Below are 26796 nucleotides of genomic sequence, written 5' to 3'. Positions count from 1 at the left end.
AGGCGATGTACCCCCCCCATTTATACCCCCATTTGTACCCCCATGAGATTTGGAATCGCTTGCGAAATGTAGTACCTTTGCATCCGGCAAGCTGCATATCGGCATACCTTAATAAATTCTGCCTGCTCTCAGCTTGCACCGTCTTTGCATAAGACAGGCTTCGGCTCAGCAATCAAAGTGGACTTTATTGCATCCGCCTTGCACCGTCTTTGCAAAAGCGTTCTTTGACATGTTTACCATATTTATATTTTACGTGAGTTCGATGAATTTGCATTTGCCTGTTGAAACAAGAAGATGTCATCAAAGCACCGTTTCACAGTACTTTGATAGCGTTTTTCTTCATTATGCCGGATAGTTGCAAATTCGTCGAACTCACGTATTAGGTGTTCCATTGTTTGCACTTGCTTTCTACCGTACACCGATAATTCTTGCCTGGATTGCTTGGAAAAAGCATAAAGAGACTGACTGACAGCGATTGTCAGACAGCCTCTTTGTGAGCAGGTGTTATGCCTATCGTCCTTATACATATATGTAAATATGCCAATCCCACACATCAGCGACGGCGTGTGGTACGGCGCTTGGCGGTACGGCGTTTTGCAGTCGAAGACTTTGAACCTTTGGTATGCACTGCGACCTTAGTTCCGACAGAATTCGCATCGTCCGAGACATAGATACTTCCATTACGATATGTGAGAATGACACTCTTCAGCTTGTTCGCTCCATGGTCAAAAATCCTTGCACTGTTGAACGGACGACCGTTGATGCGGCACTCAAAATGACAGTGTTCCGTTGTGGCGCGTCCCGTGCGTCCGACAATGCCTATCTGCTGGCCCGCTTTCACCCAGTCGCCTACCTTCACCTGGTTCATGGACTGATGACTGTAAAGTGTCTCCATACCGTTGCCATGACGGATTATGATGCACAGACCATAGCCGTAATGTGTTCCGGAGAGCACCACCTGACCGTCAAAAGCCGCATAGACAGGGTCGCCTGCCTTTGTCTTTATGTCCGTGCCGGCATGACGGCGCTTGCCGCCGAAAGGACTGATGACGCGGCCGCCCTTCATCGGGTATGCCCATTCCTCGGGTTTGAGTGCACCAAAGTTTATGGCGAACTCCTTTGCCGTGCGTTGCGAGGACTTTACCTTATCCTCAAGCTGTATGGACTGGAACTCGTCAATGTCCTCTTTGTCGTCATCTTGCCGCTTTGCCACATATTGCGCATTCTTTGCATATTTCTGACTTGCGGAAGTTTCCTGCTGAACCTTGACATTCTGCGTTTTCGTCATGTTCCCTCGCTGTGGCGGACGCCTGCCGCCCTGCTTCTTCAAGGTCTGCTCTTTCTCCTCCGTCAAGACCTTTACAAGGACTCCCCCACTCTGCTTCTCAAACAAAAGGGTCTGACGGCGCAGGCGATGACTGCGGAGTTCGAGGAGTGTTTCAGGATTCAGGCGCGCGCCGTTTACCATAACGGCAAACTCGCAGTAGGTCTTGTTGTTGCGCGTTCCGACAATAGCTATCGTCTGTCCGGCTTTCACACGGTCGCCGACCTTCACAAGATTCTGGGCGTTATTGCCATAGACTGTCTCCAAACCGTTGTCATGACGCACCACAATGGTATTTCCTATCCTGTCCGTATTGCGAGAAAGGCGCACCACACCGGAGAACATTGCCTTCACGGCATCCCCTTCGCTACTGCTTATGGAAATATGGTTGTTGGAACGTATGCCGTCAACCTTGCCCACAGGCAATGGGAAAGAGTAGTCTTTTTCTCCCATCTGGCCGAAATCCACAGTAAAGGCAGAGGAACGTTCAAACAGTCCCGGAGTCTCACAACTGATGGCTTCCTGCTCTCGGACGGTAAAGGTTGTCTGTGCATTTATACTCGTAAGGGCACACATGGCACAGACTATCATGGATATAATGGTTTTCTTCTTCATAGTCATTGGTTTTAGTCAGGCTGCAACGGACTGTCCGCCGCATAAAGTCGCAAAGTCCTATGCCGGAGGTTTGGCATAAGAAAAATAATGGCAGGTATGGCAAGTGTGCCATAAATGCCTGCATGCCTGTCATCCCGGGCATGCCTAATCGCATAATCACCTCAGCACAATGCCCGAAAGCATTCTGCCTGTCGATGCACCGTCACGACGCGCACTGAAGAAGCGGTCGTCGGTCATGGTGTCGATGGGCGACACCTCTATGTTTTCAGGAAGCACACCAAGGGAAAGGAGCTGCATCCTGTTGCACTCCTTTATGTCAAGGTGCCATTTCTCTTTCCTTACCGCAATCGTCTCCATCAGGAAGCCTGCCCGGCGGAAAGCGTCAAATACCTCATCGCCAACCTCGAAGGATTCCAATGAGATTCCAGGTCCTATGGCACAGCGCAGATGCTCAGGATTAGTGCCGTAAGCCAGCCTCATCTGCTCTATGGCTGCAATGGCGATACGTGCGACAGTGCCGCGCCACCCTGCATGGATAGCCGCCGCACAATGGTGTTCAGGGTCATAGCAAAGCACCGGGATGCAATCGGCAGTGGAGATGCCCACACATGCGTCCTTGACATCATAGATTACGGCATCGACACCGTCAAGAAGCATTGTGCGGATGTTCTCGGGAAGGGTGAAGAACTCCTCCGCCAACTGTCGCACAACAGTGCCATGCACCTGATGAGGACGTGCAAAACGCTCTGCCGGCACACGGAGTTCAGGACATAACAAGTCCTTGTCACGCCCATAGGAGCGTGTCGTTGTGAACGCCGTTGCCTTGTCAGAGAGATTGTACGTTATCATCATTGTATTCTTGTTTCGTGGAGATTTCTATTGTTTTCTGTGGAGAATCACATTCTTTTACATGAAGATTCCTATTCCACATCCTCCACTTCGTAATCATCAAGTTCCTCGATGTCAAACTCATCTTCATCCATTTCGTCTTCAATGAAGATGACATTGTCCTCGCCTTCCGCAAGCATCTCCTGCTTGAAGCGTGACATGTCCTTGTCACGGTGAACAAGGGTGTCGTCCTTTGTGATGTCAAGCAGCTTGTTGCTCTCTGAGTTAAGTTCTGCCCAAAGAATATCTTTCAGCTCGTCAATGCCCTTGCCTGTCACCGAAGAGATAAACACAACTTTCAGTTTTTCGTTGTCCGAAGAGAGGGATCTCTCCAGTTCCTCGCGCAGCATCTCGCACAACTCATCGTCAAGAAGGTCGCACTTGGTCACAGCAAGCACACGATGCTTGTCAAGCATCTCAGGGTTAAAGTTGCGAAGCTCGTTGAGCAGGAGCTCGTACTCTTTCTTTATGTTCTCCGTATCGCCGGGAACCATGAAGAGAAGGAGTGAGTTTCGCTCTATATGGCGCAGGAAACGCAGTCCGAGTCCCTTACCCTCTGACGCTCCTTCGATGATTCCTGGAATGTCAGCCATGACGAATGACTGGTGGTCACGATAGGATACGATGCCGAGGGACGGCTCAAGGGTGGTGAAAGGGTAGTTGGCTATCTTCGGACGCGCCGAGGACACAGCCGAGAGCAGTGTCGATTTGCCGGCATTAGGAAGACCTACAAGTCCGACATCGGCAAGGAGTTTCAGTTCCATGATTACCGTCATCTCCTGCATAGGCTCGCCCGGCTGCGCATAGCGCGGTGCCTGATTGGTGGCGGAGCGGAACTGGAAATTGCCAAGTCCGCCACGACCGCCTTTCAGAAGCAGCACCTCCTGACCGTCATAGGTCACGTCACAAACATATTTTCCTGTCTCTGCGTCATAGACAACAGTACCGCAAGGCACATCGATATAGATGTTCTTGCCGTTTGTGCCATGGCATTTGTCCCTTCCGCCATTACCGCCGTGCTCGGCAAAGAAATGGCGCTGGTACTTCAGGTGAAGCAGAGTCCAATAGTTATGGTTGCCACGAAGGATGATACTGCCACCGTTTCCTCCGTCGCCTCCGTCAGGACCGCCGTTGGGATTGTACTTAACGTGGCGCAGGTGCATGGACCCGCGTCCGCCCTTTCCTGAGCGGCACTGTATCTTGACATAGTCGACGAAGTTCGATTCCATAATATATTTATATTAATGTGTATGTTCTTTTAATAACCGGATGCCGGTTGTTCTCTTAGCAAGCCTTGATTGCCTTGCTGATTTCCGCATAGATGTCATCAATAGAGCCGACACCATTGATTTTAGTGTACTTGCCCTGCTCGATGTAGAAATCCTTCAGTGGAAGGGTCTGACCGTAGTATGTGTCAAGACGCTTCTTGGCTGTCTCCTCATTGTCGTCAGCACGTCCGCTGGTCTTTCCACGTGCAATGATGCGCGCGATAAGCTCCGCGTCGTCAACCTCCAGTCCGATTACTGTTGACACTTCAGTGCCACGCTCCTTGAGCATGACGTCAAGAGCCTCAGCCTGGGCTATCGTGCGTGGGAAGCCGTCAAAGATAACGCCCTTGATGTCCTTGCCCTTGCTGTCAAGAACGGATGCGAGGATGTCGATGATGAGTGAGTCAGGCACCAAATTGCCGTCATTGATGTATGCAGCAGCTGTCTTGCCAAGCTCCGTGCCTGCCTTTATCTCAGCTCTGAGCACATCACCTGTTGAGATGTGTTCCACTCCGAATTCCTCAATAATCTTGTCACTCTGTGTTCCCTTTCCTGAACCGGGAGCACCGAAAATCACTATATTCTTCATCTTTTTACCTTATATTTTTAATTGTCGCATGTCTTGTGAGAGGCATGCTTCTGTTTGTTTTCTCCTTAACTTCCCCTCACCTTATTCCGCACATGCCGTTACGGAATTATTGTGTATATGTCCCTAAGATTCCTTCCTCTCTGGTCATAATCCAGTCCGTAGCCCACAATGAAATCGTCCGGAATCTCAAACGCGCAGTAGTCGACCGTCACATCCTCCTGCAGTTTTGACGGTTTGAAGAACAGTGTGCATATCTTTATCGATGCAGGATGCCTGTTGGCAAGCGAGTCCATCATCTGCACCATGGTCTTGCCTGACTCCACAATGTCCTCTACAATGACAATGTCCCTGCCATGAAGGTCCTCGTTGATGCCTATCACCTCATGCACCTTGCCCGTGGACATGGTGCCCTGGTACGATGCGAGCTTCACAAAACTTATCTCACAGTCCACGGAAATCTCTTTCATGAGGTCACTCGCAAACATGAACGAACCGTTCAGCACGGCAAGGAACAGCGGAGTTCTGCCCTCATAGTCCTTGTTTATCCTGTCCGCAACCTCCTTGATACGTGCAAGGATGTCCGCCTCCGGCAACGAAAGGCGGAAAGACTTGTCCTTCAGTTTTATATCCTTCATTTGGCTTTACAGAATATATTTCTAATGTTGCAAAATCAAAATTTGCTACAAAATTAATAAAAAAACAGCAAACGGGGCATGTTATTTACATTAATTTTGTATTTTTGCACAGTATGAACGTTTTATTTATGCCAAACCTATGAAGATATTCACAAGCAAACAGATACACGAACTTGACACTTTCACGATAGAGCATGAGCCAATTTCCTCCATTGACCTTATGGAGCGTGCCGCCACCGTACTGACACAGGCTATCACAAAACGCTGGAGTCAAGTGACTCCCATAACAGTATTTGCAGGCCCGGGAAACAATGGAGGTGATGCCCTCGCTGTGGCAAGACTGCTGGCTGAGAGGCAATACAGTGTCACTGTCTACCTCTTCAACATAAAGAACAATCTCAGCAAGGACTGCCATACCAACAAGACAAGGCTTCAGGACTCCAAACACGTGAAGAGGTTCATGGAAGTCAGGGATGAGTTTGACCCTCCTATGCTCACAGAGGAGACTCTCGTAATCGACGGACTTTTCGGTTCCGGCCTCAACAAACCTCTTGGCGGAGGCTTTGCATCACTCGTCAGCTACATCAACACCTCAGGCAGCACTGTGGTGAGCATCGACCTGCCTTCGGGACTTATGGCGGAGGACAACACATACAACATAAACTCAAGCATCATCCGCGCCGACCTCACCCTTACACTGCAGATGAAAAAACTGTGCATGTACTTCGCCGACTGCCAACAGTTTCTCGGCGACATAGAGGTTCTTGACATCAACCTCTCTGAGGATTGGATAAAGAGCACACCTTCTCCTTTCACAGTGATTGAGCGCAACAACGTTGTGTCACTCATAAAGAAGCGCAACGATTTCGCACACAAAGGCACAATGGGGCACGCCCTCATCATCGCCGGCTCTTATGGTATGGCGGGCGCAGCCGTCCTTGCGACAAAGGCATGCTTACGCTCCGGAGTGGGAAAGGTTACGGCACACATCCCTGACCGCAACTATGACATCATGCAAATCTCTGTACCGGAGGCGATTGTGCATATCGACAAGGATGAATACTGCTTCTCCGAACCGATGGACACTGACCACTACAACGCCGTGGCAATAGGCCCGGGCATAGGGCAGCGTGACACAACGGCAGTGACTCTCATGTCACAGATACGCCGCACCTCGCGCCCGATGGTGCTTGATGCCGACGCACTGAACATCCTCGGCTACCGCAGGGCATGGCTGCAGCAACTGCCACCGGGACTGGTGCTTACTCCTCACCCGAAGGAGTTCGACCGTCTGGACGGTTCGGATAACAACAGTGACTACGGACGGTTTGCCAAAGCGCGCGAAATGGCGCAGCGCATGCAGGCATACATTCTCCTGAAAGGGCATTATTCCCTGCTCTGCCAGCCTGACGGTTCTGTCATATTCAACACGACAGGCAACAGCGGAATGGCGACAGCAGGCAGCGGTGATGTGCTGACGGGCATCATCGTGGGACTCATGGCACGCGGATATTCACAGGCGGAAGCCACCGTCCTTGGCATGTACCTCCACGGACTTGCCGGCGACATAGCGGCAATGGACAAGGGATGCGAGAGCCTTATCGCCACGGACATCATCGATGCGCTCCCGAAAGCGTTCCTGTCGCTCATGTAAAAGGCGCAACCCTCTCATACCAATGGCTTAGGCACAACATCCTATGATTAAAACAATATCAGTAAAGATGCGAAACAAGATACACTCCCTTGTCATTATCCTTATGGCAATAAGCTTGCCGGCAAAGCCTGACACCATACCGACAGGCTTCTCCCGTCCGGTGGAATGGCGCATCAGCACTGAGATTTCACCTGCATGGGTGCCTGGAACAAACAGTTGCCTTAGAGGAGAGAACCTTGCCGGCAAGATAATAGACAGCAACTTGACAGGGACATTGCGCATGGATTTCAGCTTCAATCCGGAGACGCGCGAGGGCTTGTTATACAAAGGGGTGTATCAGGGAGTGGGCATTGACATTAACACATTCCATGCCGACAATGTCCTCGGCACACCTGTTTCATTATACATTTATCAGGGTGCGCCGATAGCTCATCTCAGCAAACGGTTGTGGCTCGGCTACGAATGGCAGTTCGGAGCAGCGTTCGGGTGGAAACATAGCAACAGGGAAAACGCTGAGCAGAATACGGTAGTAAGCACTTCCGTGACCGCCCACATGGGCATCGGGCTGAAATTCCATTATGACCTTGACGACCGTTGGCGGATGATGCTCGGAGTGAACGCCAACCATTATTCCAATGGCAACACATCATGGCCGAATGCCGGAGTGAACACCATCGGCGCGACAGTAGGATTGGCTTACACAATCAATCCACAAAAAGAGCACCATAAGCCGGCTCCGGACATCGAACAGGAGGCAGACCGCAGACGCTGGTTCTACGATATCATGGCTTACGTAGCCTTGCGCAAGCGCATAGTCTATATTGGTGAAAATTCCGAGCCTCAGCTATGCAACAGCGTTTTCGGGATAGCAGGGCTTCAGTTCGCCCCTATGTACCGCCTCAACCGTTGGGTGGCGGTAGGTCCGGCTGCGGATTTACAATGGGACGAGAGTGCCGGACTGGCATCGTATCTGGTGACAGGCAACCATGATGAAGGAATGAAATTCATGCGCCCTCCATTCCATAAACAGATAAAAGCCGGACTTTCGGCACATGCCGAACTGACCATGCCTGTTTTCTCCCTCAATGCCGGCATCGGCTATGACATCATAAACCCTCAAGGGGATAAACGTTTCTACCAGTCTCTCGCGCTGAAAACTTTCATCACACGCCGGTTCTTCCTTAACGTGGGCTATCGTTTAGGCAATTTCAATGAGCCCCAAAACCTTATGATTGGTGCAGGAATACGCCTCTGAACGGCATCGAACAATTCAATACAAGCCCTTATTGGACTCCATATTTGTAGATGCTGTCACTTGCAAGGTCTATCATATCGTTCCAATAAACGCAAGTCCTGCTCTCATCAAGCTGCACTTGGTTGAAAAGACCATACACATCCTTCAAATCATGGAATATCGGCAATGTCCGAATATCGTCATTGACATCATACATCACCTTGCGTCCATCATCAAACTCAACGTAAAGATGATAGTTTTCCCTTGGTTCCAATTTCTTTATACGAGGTATCATATCCATAAAATCAGACTATCCCAGGCATAGCTGTTATTGTTTTCTGTTACTCAGTGTAAAAATACTTGTTTTTCTGCAAACCACAAAATTTTATATCATAAAAAATCATTTTTCGCAACTTCAACGCACATAATTTAGAAAATTTGTTTATCTTTGCAGTCGGATTCAGTTCTGTAGAGGCAGAATCATTGTTTCCGATTTACCAATAGCGGAATAATTCCGCCAAAAAGGTGTTATTGACATCTTATCTTCTAAGTTCAAACTTGGCCGTCTGAAACGAGATGAAGATTAGGTTGAGATAGCACCTGCACCGGTAGCTATATACCCACCCGTAAAGGGATTGTATAAGCTTAATCGGTGTGGGGCTGTCAATCTTATCCATCTCGTAGGTAAGCCAAGACCTGAACTTAGGGTAAGAAGCGATATAATCCTCACACCTTTTTATATATAAATATTACCCTATCGGCTGGATGAGGATTGACCAGCATGTTTTTTAAGAATATGAGAAAATACAAATTTTGTCGCACCATCCTCATTTCGCTGTTGACCATGGCAATGGTGTCATGTAGCGACAGTGTCAACCAGTCAGATCCGAAAGCAGTGGCAGAAGCGGCCTTGGTATGCAAAACCACTGGAGACTACGAATCCATGAAAAAAATCATCAAGCCTTCCAACACCTATACCATAGAGCAGATTGACAAGATGATTGCACTTGTGAAAGAAATGAAAGAAAAAGGAACTTATAAAGAGGAAGAGAAAGAACAAAAGACATTTACGTTCAAAAGCATCCATGCCGGCATCGGAGGTGGCGATTTCACGGATGAGGCAACAAGTGCGAAAGTTTTTTTTGAGGACAGCGAAGGCTACATCCGCGAGGTTGTTCTTGAAAAAGAGAATGGAAAATGGTATGTAGAAAGAGTCAACTAAGTCATGAGAAAAGTCATTTGTTCGTTATTGCTTGCACTATGCGCGGCAAGCGGCAGCTATGCCATAGACGCTAATAACCGTAATGGTATCAAGGGAGTTGCCATGAGCATAAACGTGGAACGCATCCACCGCTCCGGTAATGAGGCGCAATTCAATCTTGTCATCGTCAACAACAATTCAAGAGACGAGAATCGCGTCAACCTGTCATTCTCGGACAGCGAAGTAGTCATTGACGGCGAAGGAAAATATCCTATCGACGGAACCATAGGTTACGGTGCTGTGAACCTTCCCGCCAGAGAGCCGGTAGCCATAAACACATGGATTTCCGAAATACCTCTTAACGCCGAGAAGATAACATCAATAAAACTTGTTGGCAGAGCACCGGAATCAAGCAAATCCACTGACGCGAATCCTTACGGTGACTACGACTATCGGTTCAACAACATCGAATTGCCATCATTTCCGGTTTCCAACAAGCAAGGATGTGTGTTCTATGACAATGAAATAATGCTCAATGTCGGCAAAGTCTATGCCAACGGCAAGGATCTTGTCGTAGAGTTCACGCTTACCAACAACGGACGCAAGGATTATACTATCGATGTAGCTGATTTTGGCAGAGGTGTCGCAAGAAACGAAGAAGGAGAAGAATATCCTGTTTCGACAAAATTTCCTCAAACCTTACCGGTAGGGGAAGCCATAAAGGGACAACTCTCAGTGACCGGCGGTGCAAACGAGCGTTTTAATACGATACGCCAAAAATTCAATCTTTCACAGAATAGGAATCACTGGACTCCAGGTCTTTTGCTTCGTAACATTTCCAAACAATAAACAAGACACAAGTCATGAAAAAAGCGTCATTGACAATAGTATTCCTGCTTGTTGGGCTATACGCCATACAAGCGCAGTCCCTGTATGTTTCCTCAATGAAAGGAAATGTTAATGTCAGGACAGCCCCATCCACCGCCGCCGCGAAAATCGGCACACTGGCAGCTACCGTTCTTGTTCCTTGCATTGAGGAACTTGATGGTTGGTATAAAATAGAATTCAATGGCAAAGAAGGTTATGTCGCTCAAGCAGTTGCCACTACTTGCGAGGCAAATATCCCATTAGAAATGTTTGGCAAATACTTCACATCATCAAAGCCATTGGACAAGATACGCCACCAAGGCACCATCAGCATCGACAAAATCGACAATACTCATGTCATGATTCACACGGATTGGATGCGAGTGAACCTTCCGGCTGAGTCACAAAGCTATGTGGCAGAGTTGAAAGATGGTAAAATCACAGCAAAATACAGTTGTGCAAAATATGTCGACGAAGGAAAACCATTGAAAGAGATTCTTAACGAGATGGAAAAACTTGAAAAGCCAATCCCAATGGGATTTGACGAGTTCAACAACACCTTATATTTCAACGGCGGAGAGTTTTCTGAGTTCGAATAGGATGCACTCCGAAAGAGATAAAAGCATTCAAGACATACAAAAAAAACGACAATCCTGACTTTTTTATGGGATTGCCGTTTTTTTTGTAGCGCATTTTTCGGTAATATAACGTGAGTTCGACGAGTTTAATTGTTTGAGGGTCTGTTTGTAAAAGCAAAATTATCATTAAAATTCACATCAAATCTCGTACGAGTGTCGCTTGGAGGACAGGCTTTCCATCCTATCTGACGGCTGCAAGGCGTTTTGTCCACAGAGAACCACTGATTGATCGTGGACAAGCAGGAAAGCCTATCCTCCAAAAACAATAGGAACAAAATAGTTGCCAATGCTTTATAGATATACTTGTATATATGGCGTTTTGCTTCATTCTACCGGATAGTTGCAAATTCGTCGAACTCACGTTATTTTAAGAAAACTCACGCCGTTTTTGCCCTCTGAGAATCGCTTGCAGATTTTTCAGAAAGGGAAATTCAAGAATCCGGCAAATTTTAGCATTTCCACTATCTTCCTACCAATCAACGCTTTAGCATTTTCTCGAAAACCAAATAAGCAGAAAAGCACTGCAAATCGTTACCATTCATGGTGCTTTTGGTAACGGATTGCAGTGCTTTTAGTAACGTTTCATCGCGCCAAAGGTAACCTTTCACTATGCAAACACTTAGTTTTCGCTATTCGGATGGTCACGAATGACCTCACAACGTGTGGGTTTCCGCCTTGAAGAGCTATGTTTTTCCAATTATGATAAATAGAGAATAAGAAAACTCATGCACATTTTCGGAACAAAAAAGCATCATGCGGATTCAGTGAATTAATGAGGATAATCCGCACTAATCTTCTGAATCCGCATGAGAAAACATACTGTATTGAGTAATCCGAACGAGAATACATCATAGGACGGAGCGTTGGCGTATATACTCCTGTATCACCTCCTTGTTGCTTTCGGAGACAGGAATGTAGGTTTGTCCGAAGACAATCCTGCCGCGTTCGAGGACTTCTATCTTGTCCAGCTGCACAATGAAAGAGCGGTGGACTCTCAGGAATTGCTGCGAGGGGAGATACTCCTCCAACGCTTTCATGCTCATCAGGGAGAGGACCGGCCTCGGCTGCCCTGCAAGATAGATTTTCACATAGTCCTTCAAGCCTTCCACATAGAGGATGTCCTTAAAGTTGATGCGCACCGTGCGGTACTCACTCTTGACAAATATGCAGTCCGGAACCTGCGGCATGGAAGTCTCAGATGCAGAGCTGCGGCTGAGTCGAAACCATTCGAGAGCCTTGTCGGCGGCTTCCATGAAGGCACTGTAGCTGACAGGCTTCAGCAGATAGTCAAGGGCGTTGGCGCGATAGCCCTCCACCGCATATTGGCTGAACGCCGTGGTGAAGACTATGCGAGTTTCCTTGTCAACATATTTCGCGAACTCCATGCCGGTGAGGTCGGGCATCTGTATGTCGAGGAAAAGCAGGTCCACCGCCTCTTCCCTGACATGCTCCATGGCACTCACCGCACTGTTGTAGCGTCCGACAAGTTGCAGGAAGTCCGTCTTCCTGACATAACTTTCGAGAAGGTCGAGAGCCAACGGCTCGTCATCGATAATGGCGCATCGTAGTTTCATGGCAATCTGTTTTGAGGGTTGGTTTCTATTTCAAGTATGGAGCGATAGACTTTGCCGGAGGCATCAGTGCCTTTCGTCCACCGGTATTTGCCGGGATAAAGGATGTCCAGGCGCTTCTGCACCTGATGCAGACCTATGCCGCTCCCGCTTCTGTCCGACTGCTGTTTGGGATGGTTGCTGTTTTCCACCCGAAAACGCAGTATGCTGTCCGAGGTTGTGTCTATCGCAAGATGTATGAAGCAACGTCCGTTGGCGCTTATTCCATGCTTGAAAGCATTCTCTATCAGCGAGATGTAGAGCAGAGGAGCCACCTGCAAGGAATGGTTTTCAGGCAGATGAGTGTCAAAAGTGACATCCACATTCTCCGAAAGGCGGATGCGCATCAGGCGGATATAGTTCTCTATGAAACCTATCTCCTGCTCCAATGGGACATAGGGACTTTGGTTTTCATAGAGGACATGCCTGAGGAGCTTGCTCAGGTCAAGCACCGCTTCCTGCGCTTTCTCCCCGTTGAACTGTATGAGGGCATAGATATTGTTCAGCGTGTTGAGCAAGAAGTGCGGATTGATTTGGCTGCGCAGGTTCCTCAGTTCAGCCTCCGTCCTGCCGAGCTCCGCCTCCTTGCGCGCAGCCTCTGCCCTGCCCCATTCCTTGCTTGTGCGTATGGTCGTGGCGAAAATGATGCAGAGAATTTGCATGATGACATCGCGCATGATGAAGAATTCACGCGGCGGAGGGGCGAAACGGCGGACGTTGGCAGCGGAATGGGCAAAGCCGCCCAACTGCCGGAAGGTATGTTCCCAATAGACCATGAAGATGCAGCCCAGCAGACATACGATGATGTTTGACAAAGCGAAGCTCCTTTTCTTCCCATTAAGGTAGAGTTTTGGAACAAGGAACAGGTAATTGAGGTAGAAAACGGCAAGGATGTCCAACGGACCATTAAGGCGGCGGACGAACTCCGGCCAGTTTATGCCTGAGTTGCGGTCGGCGAAAATCAGTGGCAGACCAAACAGCACAGCCCATCCAACAAGATGGATGAGCGGTTCTGTGTAACGTTCTATTGTCTTTTGTATCATAGTTTGCTGTTCATTTTATTCATAGCGGATAGCCTCTATCGGGTCCATCATCGCGGCCTTGCGTGCAGGGAAATAGCCGAAACCAACTCCGATGATTGTGCAGACGATGAAGCTGACGACAATGCTCCACATGGGAATGGAGGTGGGAAGGTGGAACAATCCGCTGCAGACCATTGTCCCGACATATCCGACACAGACACCGAGAATGCCTCCCGTGATGCTTATCATGATCGATTCGATAAGGAACTGGTTGCTGATGTCTATGCTTCTCGCGCCCACGGACATACGCAGACCAATCTCTTTCGTGCGCTCTGTGACGGACACAAGCATGATGTTCATGATGCCTATGCCGGCGACAAGAAGTGAGAAAGCCGCCGCAACGACAAGGATAATGGTTATTGTGTCCATCGTTGAGGTCATCGTCTCCATCATCTCCTGCTGCGAATGGATGGTGAAATCGTCATCGGCATCGTCCTTCAGCTTATGGTTTGTGCGGAGAATGCTCGTCAGTTCGGCAATGGCCTCCTCGGTCATCTCCTCTGTAATGGCAGAACAGTTGATGTTGCTGAGATACGTCTGTGCCTGTATTCGCTTCATGACGGTGGTGTAAGGGGCGACAATCAGATTGTCCTGGTCCATTCCGAAACTGTTGTAACCTTTTGACTTCAGCACACCGATGACACGGAAAGGGATGGACTTGAAGCGTATTGTCTTGCCTATCGGGTCAGCCCCGTTTGGGAAAAGCTCATCGACAACAGTCTTGCCTATCACGCACACCTTGGCACTCTTCTTGATGTCCTCGTCGGTGAACATGCTGCCGTCCTCCACAGTCCACTGCTTGATGCTGAGATAGTCGGTGCTTTCGCCATAGATTGATGTGGAGGTGTTGTTCGCGCCATAGATGCACTGGCCTGAACTTGACACCTCCGGACTGACATAAGTGATGAACTTCGCCTCGGCCTGAATGGACTTGTAGTCCTCGACCTTCAGGGTCTGCATGGCACTCGGGTCTTGCCTTACTCCTCCACGCATGTCTGCTCCCGGACGCACCATGATGATGTTGGTGCCCATCTGTGAGATATTCGCCCGCACACTCTCTTTCGAGCCTTGTCCGATAGCCATCATGATGATGACCGCAGCCACACCGATGATAATGCCGAGCATGGAGAGGAACGAGCGGAATTTGTTGTTTGCAATGGCGTTTAGTGCCACTTTTATGAGATTTGTAAAGTTCATGTTCTTGCTGTTTTAGTCATCCTGAGGCAATGGAAGCTGTGCCAAAGCCTCTGCGGCAGACAGGATGTTCTCGTTCATTACGTCTTCGCGAATCTTTCCGTCACGCAGCACGATGTTGCGGCTGCTGTACTGCGCAATCTCAGGATTATGGGTGACAAAGATTATTGTGCGCCCTTCGGCATAGAGTTTTTGGAAAAGCACAAGCACTTCGAAGCTGGTGCGCGTGTCAAGGTTTCCCGTCGCCTCGTCGGCAAGGATTACGGCAGGATTGTTGACTAAGGCTCTTGCAATCGCCACGCGCTGCATCTGTCCTCCGGACATCTGGTTACTCTTATGGTCAAGCCTGTCAGCCAGTCCCACCGCCTCCAGTGCCGCAATGGCTGCCTCACGGCGCTGCTTGGCGTTGTACTCACTGTTGTACATCAGCGGAAGCTCCACATTCTCCACCGCAGTGGTCTTTGCAAGCAGGTTATAGTTCTGGAACACGAAACCGATTTTCCTGTTGCGCAGCCGTGCACGCCGGGATTTTGACATGGTGCGCACGGAGATTCCGTCAAGGTAGTATTCGCCGCTTGTGGGAGTGTCGAGACATCCCAGTTGGTTAAGCAGCGTGGATTTTCCCGAGCCGGAAGTTCCCATGATTGTGACAAACTCGCCTTCATGGATTTTGAACGACACACCGCGCAGAGCATGCACCGTTTCCGAACCGACCTTGAAGTCACGCCTGACATTGTCAAGCTCTATGACTGTTTTTCTTTCCTTGTTCTCCATGGCAGATGATTATTTCTTGTTCTTGTTTTTTCCCGGAGGGCCCGGCATGAAAGGGTTGCTGTTGTCCTGAGCCTGTTCGCCGCCACCGGCAGGACCGGCAATGTTGAAGTCAGTGATGACTGTTGTGCCGGCTTTCAGTCCGCCAAGGATTTCTGTCATTGTGCCGTTGGTGGTTCCTGTCTTCACTGGCACAGCTTTAAGGTTCGCCCCCTCACGCACCCACACCTTTTCCTTGCCTTGGCAATCGATGATTTTCTCATCTTTCCTGAGCAAATGCTCATTAGGTGTGAAGCGCAGTGCCTTGCTTGGCACGGAGAGGACATTCTTCTTCTCCATGGTGTATATGGTTACGTTGGCTGTCAGCCCGGGCTTCAGTTTGAGGTCATTGTTAGGTGCGGAGATGACAACCTCATAAGTGACGACATTACTCTCCGTTTTTGCTTCCTGGCGCACCTGTGTCACACGACCGTCAAATGTGTCGTTAGGGAACGCGTCCACGGTGAATGTCACACGCAGTCCCTCCTTTACCTCGCCGATGTCCGCCTCGTCAATGTCCGCTATGACACGCATATCGGTAAGGTCTTGTGCTATTGTGAACAATGTCGGTGTGCTGAAGCTGGCGGCAACGGTCTGTCCTTCTTCCACGGCCTTACTCAGCACCACACCGTCGATAGGCGATGTGATTGTGGCATAGCCGAGGTTTGTTTCTGCCTTTGCCACAGAGTTGAGGGTGGTCTGGTAGTTCTCCTTCGCCTTGATGTAGGCAAGGCGCGCATTTTCAAAGTCATTGTCGCTGACAAGTCCCTTGTCGTGCATGGTCTTATAGCGGTCGTAATTGCTCTTTTGGTAGCCCATCTCACTTCGTGCGCTTGCGCAGTTGCTCTTCGCTGTGCTAAGCTCACTCAGCAAGTTGGTCTTGTCAAGCTCGGCAATGACCTGCCCTTTTGCCACAACACTGTTGTAGTCCACGAAAATCTTGCTCACGATGCCTGATACCTGTGTGCCGACTTCCACAGAGGTAACCGGTTCGATGCTGCCCGTGGCAGTGATACTGCTGCTGATGTTGCCAAGGCTCGCGGTGGCGGTCTCGTAAGACGCCTGTGGTGCTTTGTCGCCTTTCGTGAAGAAGAAGACTGCCACCACGACAGCTAGAACGGCTGCTATTCCGATGAGGATGTTTCTCTTGTTGCTCATAAGTATGGATGTTTTTTTGATGTTTACAGATTGATGCTCTCCCCGGCATAGAACTTCAGAAGCTGCTCATTGAGGATGAACGTGTACTTGCTTTGCAGCTTGCTCTGACGGGCAGCCTGCAGATTGTTCTTGCCGTCCATGAGTTCGACAAGGTTCTTCAGACCAAGATTGAACTGCTCACTGACAAGATTGAAACTCGCCTGCATGCTTTCCTCGTTGGTGCATGCCGAACGGAACTGCTGCCGGGCATTGACGGCATCGAGCCAATAGCCCTCAATCTCGTTGTACAGCTGTTTCTGCAGGTCCTGCAAATCCAAGTCCGATGCCTGACGCTGCAGCTTCGCTTTCTCTACCGCACTGCGGTTCTTGCGGTTGCTAAGGATAGGCACGCTGACGCTGAGCCCAACTGTATTGTTCCAATTCTGCTTCCACTGCTTTGTGAGAGAATTGTCACTGCCGCTGTAATTGCTTGTGCCTATGCCGGCATTAAGGCTCACATTAGGCATACGCCCTGCCTTTGCCAGCGCAATGTCAAGTTCGGCGGCGTCACGGCTGAGCTGACCGCTCCGTATCTCCGGACGTGTCGTAAGGGCTGCGGAGTAGACCTCCTCCACGGCAGGGAGCGAAGAGAGTGCCTTCCGGTCGGAGACTTCTATGGTGGCGATGTCAAACGTCTCGTCACCGGTAAGTTCAAGGAGTTGCTTCAACGCTATCTTATAGCGCGCCACCTGTGTCCGGGCGTTGACCAGATTATACTCATCATTAGCCACCTGCGCCTCCAGTTGTGCAAGGTCGGTCTTGCTGAGATGCCCCACCTTCACCATTTCCGCAGCACGGTCACGCTGTGCCTTGCTGACGGCAAGCGTCGATTCGTTAACCTTCACCGACTCCTTGGCATAAAGAATCTGCACATAGTTCTGGACTATCTGCTCCTGAATGGTGTTGGCATTGCTTGCCGTAGCCAGCTCCGCCTGTTCAATCTGGATTTCCGCTTGTTCGATATTTTTCTTCCTCTGTCCGCCGTTCCACACAAGCCAAGAGGCATTAAGACCGTAATTGCCATTATAGTTCGTGGCACTTTGCGAACTGTTAGCCATCATGTTTCCTGTACCGTCAGAGACAACATTCATGGCATTCTCGCTCCACGGACGGTTGGTGACATTTTGGTTGGTGTTGAAAGTCAGGCTCGGAAACATCTGCGCTTTGGCAGTAAGCAGGTCTGTCTGCGCCTCTTTTACCGAGATACGGCTCTTCTGCAGACTGATGTTATGCTCCATGGCATAGTCTATGCACTGCCGCAAGTCCCACGCCTGCCCCCATGAGGCAAGGCTTGCCATGGCAAACACAAGAATAACAGATACTCTTTTCAACTTCATATTCTAAAACAATTTGATTTCATTTTCCACTGCAAAAGTATCAAAAGAAAATGAAATCACAAAAAATATTAGACATTTCGCCCTTTTTCCACGATGAAAACGCGGATTTGTCCTATAAAGAGTCTGTCGTAGATACGCATGGGCTTACATCGCAAACTTATGAAATCCACACAATGTTCTTACATCTTTTAGAAGCCAAACACAAAGATAAAAACAGCACATTTATATAAACAGAACGTGGACACATCTCTTATATCCTTTCGCTGTTTAGGTCTTAGGATGCCCGAATTTGCAAAAGGCAAGATGCGTCCACGTTATGCCTAAGCATCTGCAATATTATTCTTTATTGGAAATTATTATTGATAATTTAGCTATTCAAAATTTATTATTCCATATAGGTAAACAAGAATTCTCTGTATAATAATCCTGTAACAAAAGTGCCTCTATAAAAGCCGGGAGATATTTTTGCTCATCTATAATATACCATTCGATGAATATTTGCTGAATTTCTTTATTTTCTTCCATCTTCTTACGCAAAAATTTTTCCCGACCCATACCACATTGACTATTATTGAGCCTATCTTTTAAGCATTGTACTTCATAGCATCCATTTTGCAATATGGTACCGCTTTTTCCTATATAAAGGATTTCTCCATCTCTTTCATTCTTATGGAAAACATACACTCCATATCCATCAGGAATATCTTTAGTCTGAGTTCTTAGAGAATCACTTGATTTAAATGAGCAGTATCCTCTTTTTATATATACAATATCCATTATTCATAATTTAATTGTTCAAATCGCTTTTATTACTATGTTGTTCCAAGAAAAAACGTTTTTGCCGCTCTATTTCTTGGAGAAGTTCTTCTTCAGTTGGCATATAAGCCATATATTTTGCCGCATACAACTGATTACTATCATGTAAAACAGAATATTTCGCTATTGTTTTGTCGGTATCTGTACACAGCAAGACACCAATGGTTGGATTATCATCCTCACCCTTTACCAAGTCGTCATACATTCGCACATACATATCAAGTTGTCCGACATCAGCATGACTCAGAGCATGCGTCTTTAATTCAAATATTACAAACCTCTTCATACGGAAATTGTAAAAAACCAAGTCGGCATAGAAATCGCCCAAATCAGTGCGTATATGCTTCTGGCGGTCGACAAAAGCAAATCCACGGCCTAACTCCATTATGAATTGCTGCAAATTGTCAATCAATGCTTGTTCCAATTCTGATTCTGTATAGTCGCCATAACGCCTGAAGCCAAGAAATTCAGCGACTATTGGATTCTTTATATATTCCTCAGGCTCATATTTATCAACAATGGATGGAGCTGGTAATGATAAATTCTCTTTTTGAGAGGCTAATCTACGCCCATAGTATTGAGTAGTGATATTACGTTCCAAAGTGCGTACACTCCACATATCTTCCGTAGCTTCCCGCATATACCACATTCTCTCTTCTTCGTTTTCCACATGTATCAGCAAGCGAAGATGAGACCATGACAGATTTTGCACACATGTGTGCAAAATCTCTACATCAGGGAAAGCCAAATAGAATTTACGGTAATAGGCTAAATTACGCTTTCCATACCCACTGCCATAACTTAATTTCAATTTTTCAGCCAATGCCGGAATGATTTTCTTGCCGTACTGTGCACGAACATCCCCCGCCTGCTCTTCTTCCACAATACGTTTTCCGATATTCCAATAGGTGAGAATAGCTGTATTTGCCACAGCTGTAGATGCGGCAGCCATTCCTCGTTCGATTATCTCACGAATATCTTCTAATAATTGCGAATTTATTTCAGCCAAACTCTTCATTTCTTTTCTTTCTATATTTAAATTGTGTAGACGATATTGTTAGGAACTCTATGTCTTGCAGATTATAAGAACATAAATTCGTTTGTTTTCATTATTACATGTTCCTTTTCCAAACGGCTTCGGCAGTAACAATGTCATTCCATATGCTAATGGTTGGCAAATGCTATATATTATCCCATAATCTCTGAAAAACAATATATAATGTCTACTTTTCGAATATCTGTTTGATACTTACATAAAATGCCGGAGAATCCAATTAATGATACGCCATCTGTTTGTCACTACCCGAAGTTTTTTCTTCTTGGAAATGGCATTTACTATCATAGGCACAACCTTATCCAATGGCATGACCCAGAACAGCCCTTCTCCTTTAGCCATCCTTGTGTCTACTAAGCCGGGACGTATTTCCGTTATTACTATGGGCGTGTGCTTGGATTTTTGCTGAAGGGATTTGATGTAATTTATCTGAAACGCCTTTGACGCACTGTAAGACGGAGCAACAGGAGTCGGTTGAAGTCCGCCTACAGATGTCAGAACAACAAGATGGCCGGATTGCTGTTTCTCGAACAACTTATAGAGTGTTGCCACTGTATTTGTCCAACCGTCAACATTTACAGCTACCGTTGCCAACTCTGTCTTTATATCCAATTCCGGATTAAGTTCGCCGACACCGGCGCATACGATTGCCATATCAACCTTCTTGAACTTTACCGACAGATTATTATACAGCTCATTTGTTGCCTCTATGTCAGAAATATCACAGCACATCGGACAAGTGTGTTCCGGATATTCCTTTGTCATTTCATCAAGAAGTTCCTTTCTGCGCCCTGTTATAACCACATTATGCCCTTTGGAAACATAATGCTGCCATAGTCGGTACCCTATGCCGGAAGTAGCACCAATGATAAGTATATTCATGAATTAGTTTGCTTTATTATTGATTTGTTTTGGAAGGTATATTGCTCGGTGAAACTCGTTTTCGTGTATGATAAAAACAACCCGCTGATTTGAGCATTGCAAAGATGTTTATGGCACAAAGATAGTAAAACTATTTGGAATAGCAAAATTATTATGTCACGTTTGTTTTGCATTTTGATTATTTATTCGTAAATTTGCAGCAAACATACAAAACTGTTTGATTATGAGAAAGTACATAACTCTAAAGAAACATGTCCTCATACTATTGTCCTTCATCGGACTGCTCGCTTCTTGCAGTAACAATGAGGAAACGGATTCCGGCACACTGTTCGTCAATAATGCGAGAGTCGTGGAAGAGGGGAAGACGCTCTCGCCGGGCGACATTGTGCATCTGGAGGGGGATGGGTATCTTGCCACCGATGATGTTACGCTTGATTTCTTTTGGGAAACAGGAGAGGAACTTTTCCCTGAAGGCTACATAAAAGTCTACCATGCAAAGGTGCTTTCACAATCGCCGAATGGCATGACTGTGCAAATGCCATACAGGAAGCCGGCGTCCCGAGTTGAAATAAACTTGTGCAGAGAGGGCAGATACATGAAGATTGGCACTGTCAATCTTACTGACGGTACAACGCCAAAAACTTTGTACCTATATGGAATAAACAATTCCTCCGAACTTGCCTCTTCACAGGAATATGCCATGACACGCTGGCTGGACAACGACTGCAATACAACAGAAATGAAGACTTGGGGACTCAATGCTCATCCGGATTTCCACTCTGCAGTGGGAATGTACAGAGCTTACGGTATCTGCGGATTGGCAAAGGAAAACGGGAAGCAGTACCCTTTCTTCTTTGACTTGCTCACTCAGCAGTGGGAGAAACTCTGTGATGTGCCTGCCATCGCACTCGTCAGCCACCCTTCATATATCGCTGCACTGCAAAGCGACGACGGAAAGAATTATTGCTTGCGCAAAATATCATCAGATTTGGAGACCTCCTATGATGTGAAAACCGCCAAGGCACGCTCAGCATCTCCACCTCCAAACATGCCTTTACCAAACGGATTGGAAGCGGAGCATTTCGGTGAGTACCCCGGAGTTTATCATTCACGCTATATGCTCTTTTCTGCAAACAAAGGAAACGGCAAATGGACACCTGTCGTGTTTGATATTCAGATAGGCTTCCGTGTCCTTGAAGACATTGAGGCAGAAGCCTTAATCCCATTTTCTTTCTTCAAAAAAGATGTCAATAATGCCAATTCCTCAGCATGGATTTCCGGATATATCGTTGTCAGAAAAGAACCTGATGAGGGTTATAACAGCCTGTTCTACACGTTTGACGGCAACGCCACATTCACAAACGAACCGCTCACAGAGCATCCATACAAAGCATTGTCTGCAACAGCAAACAATGACAGGTCCGGCACACTTACCGTTCATTTCAAGACACCAAACAGTGGCAATGTCACATCAGAGTTATCATTGGAAGGCAAGAAATGGACAGAAATCCCAACATCCGGCACTTTTAATGAGATTGTTTGGATAAATTAAGTTCTACAGCCGTGTTCTGCCATGGCAGGAAATTTCAAAAAATCACATTTGACACCATTCATTGATAATTATACAATAGCTATGTCGATGTACAACTGTCCAACGGCATAGCTATTTATGGTTTACTTCCATTATCTGCGTTATAATTGCAGAACCATAGTCATCATCTTTTTGCCCTCATCGCCTTAAATTTGTCCAACGCCACTTTCTGCAAGTCGACATTGGTGTCCACTTCGTCAACGATTTCTTCTCCAAGCATTGTCTCTATCACATCCTCAATGGTTACAACACCTCGCAAACATCCGTATTTATCACAGATTACAGAGATATGCTCTTTCTTTCCTAGCATTTCTCTCCATATTCCGAAAACTTTCTCATCCTCATCGAAACTCAGGATAGGGCGCATTATCTCCGACATGCGAGTATCGAAACTATCCTTTGCAAGCAATTCGAGTACAGTCATTTTCAATACATAGCCGATTATGTAATCCTTATTGTCATGGTATACCGGGATGCGGGAATATGTCAGTTCTACACTGGAGAAAAATTCTTTGACGGTCATAGTGTCCGGCACTGATACCACAACAAGGTTGGGTGTCATAATGTCCTCGGCAGAAATACTTGTCAGTTTGAAAGCATTCTGAATAATCTTGCTTTCCTGGGTTCTGAGGACACCTTCCTCTGAAGCGACATCAACCATTGCCGATACCTCCTCGCGACTCACCGAAACACGGGATTCACGTGATGCGAATATTCTTGTGATGTATTCTGACAGCCATACCAAAGGATAGGTTATGACAATCATGACACGAATGACAACAGCAACAGGCAATGCTATACGACGCCAATGGGATGCACCTATAGTCTTAGGAATTATTTCCGACAGGACTAAAATCAACAATGTGAGGATGGCAGATATAATGCCAAAGCTCTCCTCGCCAAAGATTTTCACGGCTTCCGCACCGACACCTGCTGCACCAACTGTATGGGCTATTGTATTAAGGGATAGGATGGCAGCAATAGGGCGGTCAATATTGGCTTTGAACTTTTTCAACAGTGCTGCATTGGCAGAGCCTTCGCTCTCTTTCATGGTGATGAATGACATCGGTGTGGACAGAAGCACAGCTTCAACCACGGAGCATAGGAAAGAAATAGATATTGCACCTATCAGGTAAACAAACATTAAAATCATAATCAGAACTTTTTGTTAATATGGTATTAGGAAATAAACGGAAACAGAAATATATTGTCAGGAACTATACTACATAATTCCTATATATCTGTTACTATTCCTTATAGGTACAAAAAAGACTGAATGGTTTTACCAGCACATTATCCCTGTAATTATCCAAAATACGAACTGTATGGAAATTAGCAATCATCCATTCACGACATGATTGTATACACTCGGACGCGATGTGCTTCATTGTGCGTGATTTGCTTATGCCAAATATACACCCACTCTGCACCGGTTCATATCGCAACAGGTATGAATCATCGGGCATAGCCGCCTCTTCTTCATTTGTTGCAGTCCCTGCCAATTCCATTACCACAAATGCAATTATGGTGCACACTGACAACATAAATATATGTAGTGATTTCATGATATATTGTTATAGATGCAAAGTTACTGATTGTTTCCATATTAACAATATCTTTTGCGTTTTTTTGATACCAAATGACATTTTTTTGCACACATCAGAACAAAAGCACTATTCAGCGAATAATATTTCATTATAAGCATACTGCAAAGCGGTGTTTCAATGAGTTTTGCCGGAAACATGGCTGCACATTTGTGCTCGTGTGCCCGACCTCCGAGAGTATGGTGTCTCTACATCTTTGGAGAACTATAGGCACAAGTGGTATGTTTTTGGGGGCATCAAGCAAATTGCCCACAGAATTTCTACAAAGCATGTTTAAGATTTGGTGATTTGATGGATTAGGCTCCATAATGCATGTTTAAGTTAGCCCAAAATTAATTTGCAGTATCTGCGCTGTTATTTTTGAGGGAAAAGCGTAGGTTGAAGAGGGAGTGTAGCGGGCTACATGCCCGATGAAACCTATGGTTTTCACCAAAAAGGACAAGCAGAGAAGGAGAAAGACCAATCCATACATCACGATTGAACGTAATGTCGCTTAATTTTGTGGACTAACTTATTTATTGGTATTTAGCAAACATTCTACACAAGGTCTATCTTGCACATAAAAAAATATCCTGCAACCTTTATAAGATTGCAGGATATTTGTATGTAGATTAATAATATTAATCCTTAGCGACAACACGCTTCTCCTTGATGCGTGCCTTCTTACCTGTAAGAGCACGGAGGTAGTAAAGCTTAGCGCGGCGAACCTTACCATGCTTGTTAACCTCGATAGAGTCGATGTTTGGTGACTCCAGTGGGAAGATACGCTCTACACCAACTGTACCAGACATCTTGCGCACTGTGAAACGCTTCTTCTCACCGTGACCGGAAATCTTGATGACAACACCACGGTAGAGCTGGATACGCTCCTTTGAACCCTCGATAATTTTGTAAGCGACAGTTACAGTATCACCAGCCTTGAACTCTGGGAAGTGCTTGCCGGTTGCAAATGCTTCTTCAGCAACTTTAATCAAATCCATTGTTTCTTGATTTTATTAAATTTGTTTTATCGGACGAACCTAACATAGCCAAAAGTCCGATGAGTTTGCATATCCATGTTGAGAATAAAAGCAAAGACATCACTTCTGCCATAGGTTAGGCCGAAAGCTATTTTTATTTATTGTTTGGCTAAGGATTAAGCCTCTGTTGTCTCAGTTGCCGGAGCTTCTGCAGGAGTTTCTACAGTCTCTGCCTTTGGAGCAGCCTTTTTGCCGGCACGACGTGTCTTCTTAGCAGCCTTTGGAGCCTTTGCCATGTTCTCATCGAAATCGACAAGCTCAATGAAGCAAACAGAAGCAGCGTCACCCTGACGAGTACCGAGCTTGATGATACGTGTGTATCCACCCGGACGGTCACCAACTTTAGGAGCAACTACCTTGAAGAGCTCTGTGACAGCATACTTGTTCTGGAGGTAAGAGAATACAACACGACGTGAGTTTGTTGTGTCGTCCTTTGAACGTGTCACGAGTGGCTCAACATATTTCTTAAGAGCCTTAGCCTTAGCTACAGTCGTAGTGATTCTTTTGTGCATAATCAGCGAGATTGCCATGTTTGCAAGCATAGCACGACGGTGATCTGCAGTACGACTGAGATGATTGAATTTCTTATTATGTCTCATTTTTTGTTTTCGTTTTAACCAGTTTGGTCAATGTTATTCTTGCCACTCACCCTCATTGAAGAAAGCGAGGGACAAGAATGTCAAACATTAATCCTGATTAAGTTTGTATTTTGTAATATCGGTTCCAAACGACAGATTCAGACTCTCGAGCAAATCATCAAGCTCTGAAAGCGATTTCTTGCCAAAGTTGCGGAACTTAAGGAGGTCAGTCTTGTTGAACTGTACAAGGTCACCGAGTGTTTCAACATCAGCAGCCTTCAAACAGTTGAGAGCACGAACAGAGAGGTTCATGTCTACAAGGCGTGTCTTCAAGAGCTGGCGCATGTGGAGAATCTCCTCATCAAACTCTTCATTGCCCTCCATCTCCGGATTCTCCAGAGTAATCTTCTCATCGGAGAAGAGGAGGAAATGATGAATCAGAATCTTTGCAGCCTCTTTAAGTGCATCCTTTGGATGAATGGAGCCGTCCGTAGATACTTCTATAATGAGCTTATCGTAGTCGGTCTTCTGCTCAACACGGTAAGGCTCAACGCTATAGCGCACGTTACGGATTGGGGTGTAGATAGAATCGATAGGGAGCACATTGACATCAGTACAGAACTGACGGTTCTCATCAGCAGGAACATATCCACGTCCCTTATTGATAGTGAGATCGATCTGCATTGATGCTTTTGCATCTAAATGACAAATCACCAAATCGGGATTTAACACTTCAAATCCAGTCAGATACTTATCAATATCACCAGCCTTGAACTCTGTTGTGTTTTCGACTGTAATAGAGACTTTCTCATTCTCGAATTCATCTACTATTTGCTTGAATCTAACTTGCTTAAGATTCAAGATAATGTTGGTAACATCCTCTTTCACGCCCGGAACAGAGGAGAACTCGTGCTCCACACCATCAATTTTGATGGTATTGATAGCATAGCCATCAAGCGATGAAAGAAGAATGCGGCGCAAGGAGTTACCTATGGTAACACCAAAGCCTGGCTCAAGAGGACGAAACTCGAACTTGCCGACTTTGTCATTGGCCTCCAGCATTACAACTTTATCGGGTTTTTGAAATGCTAATATCGCCATTAATTTAA

Annotated in this window: 25 protein-coding genes; 6 read left to right on the top strand and 19 right to left on the bottom strand. The window is 46.6% G+C overall.

Annotated features, from left to right (window positions below; all coding sequences use genetic code 11):
• Positions 1–553 precede the first annotated feature (553 nt).
• From HPS57_RS14355 to hpt, 5 genes are all read right to left on the bottom strand, one after another.
• Positions 554–1939 carry a M23 family metallopeptidase gene (locus HPS57_RS14355; RefSeq protein ID WP_253946539.1) on the bottom strand — a complete coding sequence of 462 codons (1386 nt, stop codon included), beginning with the start codon at positions 1937–1939 and terminating at the stop codon, positions 554–556.
• Positions 1940–2095: 156 nt separating this feature from the next.
• Positions 2096–2791, bottom strand: coding sequence for a peptidoglycan editing factor PgeF (pgeF, locus tag HPS57_RS11670; RefSeq protein WP_172183269.1), 696 nt, complete (start codon positions 2789–2791; stop codon positions 2096–2098).
• Positions 2792–2859: 68 nt separating this feature from the next.
• The gene (gene obgE / locus HPS57_RS11665; protein WP_172183267.1) at positions 2860–4056 is read right to left on the bottom strand and encodes a GTPase ObgE; all 1197 of its coding nucleotides are present in this window, start codon (positions 4054–4056) and stop codon (positions 2860–2862) included.
• 55 nt (positions 4057–4111) lie between these two features.
• Positions 4112–4684 (bottom strand): adenylate kinase, encoded by a 573-nt coding sequence (locus tag HPS57_RS11660; RefSeq protein WP_172183265.1) that lies wholly within the window; start codon positions 4682–4684, stop codon positions 4112–4114.
• A 98-nt stretch (positions 4685–4782) separates the two neighbouring features.
• On the bottom strand, positions 4783–5319 hold the full coding sequence (gene hpt, locus HPS57_RS11655) for a hypoxanthine phosphoribosyltransferase (RefSeq protein WP_172183263.1): 537 nt from the start codon (positions 5317–5319) through the stop codon (positions 4783–4785).
• Positions 5320–5458: 139 nt separating this feature from the next.
• Between hpt and HPS57_RS11650 the strand changes: the two genes are divergently transcribed.
• Together HPS57_RS11650 and HPS57_RS11645 are read left to right on the top strand one after the other, a co-directional pair.
• On the top strand, positions 5459–6973 hold the full coding sequence (locus HPS57_RS11650) for an NAD(P)H-hydrate dehydratase (RefSeq protein ID WP_172183261.1): 1515 nt from the start codon (positions 5459–5461) through the stop codon (positions 6971–6973).
• Positions 6974–7016: 43 nt separating this feature from the next.
• A complete protein-coding gene (locus HPS57_RS11645; RefSeq protein WP_172183259.1) occupies positions 7017–8228 on the top strand; it encodes an acyloxyacyl hydrolase in 1212 nt (403 codons plus the stop codon).
• Positions 8229–8256: 28 nt separating this feature from the next.
• Here the strand turns inward: HPS57_RS11645 and HPS57_RS11640 are convergent, their stop codons facing one another.
• Positions 8257–8481 (bottom strand): DUF2442 domain-containing protein, encoded by a 225-nt coding sequence (locus tag HPS57_RS11640; protein WP_253946538.1) that lies wholly within the window; start codon positions 8479–8481, stop codon positions 8257–8259.
• A gap of 522 nt (positions 8482–9003) precedes the next feature.
• On the opposite strand from HPS57_RS11640, the gene HPS57_RS11635 reads away from it, so the two are divergent.
• The 3 genes from HPS57_RS11635 to HPS57_RS11625 are packed head-to-tail and all read left to right on the top strand — an operon-like array spanning position 9004 to position 10874.
• Positions 9004–9429 (top strand): DUF4878 domain-containing protein, encoded by a 426-nt coding sequence (locus HPS57_RS11635; RefSeq protein WP_172183257.1) that lies wholly within the window; start codon positions 9004–9006, stop codon positions 9427–9429.
• 3 nt (positions 9430–9432) lie between these two features.
• Positions 9433–10257, top strand: coding sequence for a hypothetical protein (locus HPS57_RS11630; RefSeq protein WP_172183255.1), 825 nt, complete (start codon positions 9433–9435; stop codon positions 10255–10257).
• Positions 10258–10271: 14 nt separating this feature from the next.
• Positions 10272–10874 carry an SH3 domain-containing protein gene (locus tag HPS57_RS11625; RefSeq protein WP_172183253.1) on the top strand — a complete coding sequence of 201 codons (603 nt, stop codon included), beginning with the start codon at positions 10272–10274 and terminating at the stop codon, positions 10872–10874.
• A gap of 887 nt (positions 10875–11761) precedes the next feature.
• Here HPS57_RS11625 and HPS57_RS11620 read toward each other — a convergent pair.
• The 9 genes from HPS57_RS11620 to HPS57_RS11580 all read right to left on the bottom strand — a co-directional run bounded on the left by HPS57_RS11620 (position 11762) and on the right by HPS57_RS11580 (position 20895).
• Positions 11762–12487: a LytR/AlgR family response regulator transcription factor gene (locus tag HPS57_RS11620; RefSeq protein WP_172183251.1), complete on the bottom strand. Its 726-nt coding sequence runs from the start codon at positions 12485–12487 to the stop codon at positions 11762–11764.
• Positions 12484–13566, bottom strand: coding sequence for a sensor histidine kinase (locus tag HPS57_RS11615; protein WP_172183249.1), 1083 nt, complete (start codon positions 13564–13566; stop codon positions 12484–12486). Before HPS57_RS11615 ends, HPS57_RS11620 begins: the two co-directional genes overlap by 4 nt.
• A 15-nt stretch (positions 13567–13581) precedes the next feature.
• On the bottom strand, positions 13582–14802 hold the full coding sequence (locus HPS57_RS11610) for an ABC transporter permease (protein ID WP_172183247.1): 1221 nt from the start codon (positions 14800–14802) through the stop codon (positions 13582–13584).
• A 12-nt stretch (positions 14803–14814) separates the two neighbouring features.
• Positions 14815–15573, bottom strand: coding sequence for an ABC transporter ATP-binding protein (locus tag HPS57_RS11605; protein WP_172183245.1), 759 nt, complete (start codon positions 15571–15573; stop codon positions 14815–14817).
• A 9-nt stretch (positions 15574–15582) separates the two neighbouring features.
• Entirely contained in the window at positions 15583–16767 is a 1185-nt protein-coding gene (locus HPS57_RS11600) for an efflux RND transporter periplasmic adaptor subunit (RefSeq protein ID WP_172183243.1), read from the bottom strand.
• Positions 16768–16790: 23 nt separating this feature from the next.
• A complete protein-coding gene (locus HPS57_RS11595) occupies positions 16791–18143 on the bottom strand; it encodes a TolC family protein (RefSeq protein ID WP_172183241.1) in 1353 nt (450 codons plus the stop codon).
• A gap of 375 nt (positions 18144–18518) precedes the next feature.
• A complete protein-coding gene (locus tag HPS57_RS11590; protein WP_172183239.1) occupies positions 18519–18920 on the bottom strand; it encodes a GIY-YIG nuclease family protein in 402 nt (133 codons plus the stop codon).
• Between the two features lie 10 nt (positions 18921–18930).
• Complete coding sequence (locus HPS57_RS11585) at positions 18931–19977, bottom strand: PDDEXK nuclease domain-containing protein (RefSeq protein ID WP_172183236.1); 1047 nt, start codon at positions 19975–19977, stop codon at positions 18931–18933.
• A 231-nt stretch (positions 19978–20208) separates the two neighbouring features.
• Positions 20209–20895 (bottom strand): SDR family NAD(P)-dependent oxidoreductase, encoded by a 687-nt coding sequence (locus HPS57_RS11580; protein ID WP_172183233.1) that lies wholly within the window; start codon positions 20893–20895, stop codon positions 20209–20211.
• 223 nt (positions 20896–21118) lie between these two features.
• On the opposite strand from HPS57_RS11580, the gene HPS57_RS11575 reads away from it, so the two are divergent.
• The gene (locus HPS57_RS11575) at positions 21119–22447 is read left to right on the top strand and encodes a WD40-like domain containing protein (RefSeq protein WP_172183230.1); all 1329 of its coding nucleotides are present in this window, start codon (positions 21119–21121) and stop codon (positions 22445–22447) included.
• A gap of 163 nt (positions 22448–22610) precedes the next feature.
• Here HPS57_RS11575 and HPS57_RS11570 read toward each other — a convergent pair whose 3' ends face one another.
• The 4 genes from HPS57_RS11570 to HPS57_RS11555 form a co-directional block, all read right to left on the bottom strand.
• Entirely contained in the window at positions 22611–23639 is a 1029-nt protein-coding gene (locus tag HPS57_RS11570) for a CNNM domain-containing protein (protein ID WP_172183228.1), read from the bottom strand.
• A 1071-nt stretch (positions 23640–24710) separates the two neighbouring features.
• Entirely contained in the window at positions 24711–25070 is a 360-nt protein-coding gene (gene rplS, locus HPS57_RS11565; RefSeq protein WP_172183225.1) for a 50S ribosomal protein L19, read from the bottom strand.
• 155 nt (positions 25071–25225) lie between these two features.
• A complete protein-coding gene (gene rplQ / locus HPS57_RS11560) occupies positions 25226–25708 on the bottom strand; it encodes a 50S ribosomal protein L17 (RefSeq protein WP_172183223.1) in 483 nt (160 codons plus the stop codon).
• An 87-nt stretch (positions 25709–25795) separates the two neighbouring features.
• Positions 25796–26788, bottom strand: a complete 993-nt coding sequence (locus HPS57_RS11555) for a DNA-directed RNA polymerase subunit alpha (protein ID WP_172183220.1) — start codon at positions 26786–26788, stop codon at positions 25796–25798.
• Between the last annotated feature and the right edge of the window lie 8 nt (positions 26789–26796).

Source organism: Palleniella intestinalis (assembly GCF_013166595.1).
Lineage (GTDB): Bacteria > Bacteroidota > Bacteroidia > Bacteroidales > Bacteroidaceae > Prevotella > Prevotella intestinalis.
This window is presented reverse-complemented; position numbering and strand designations above follow the sequence as displayed.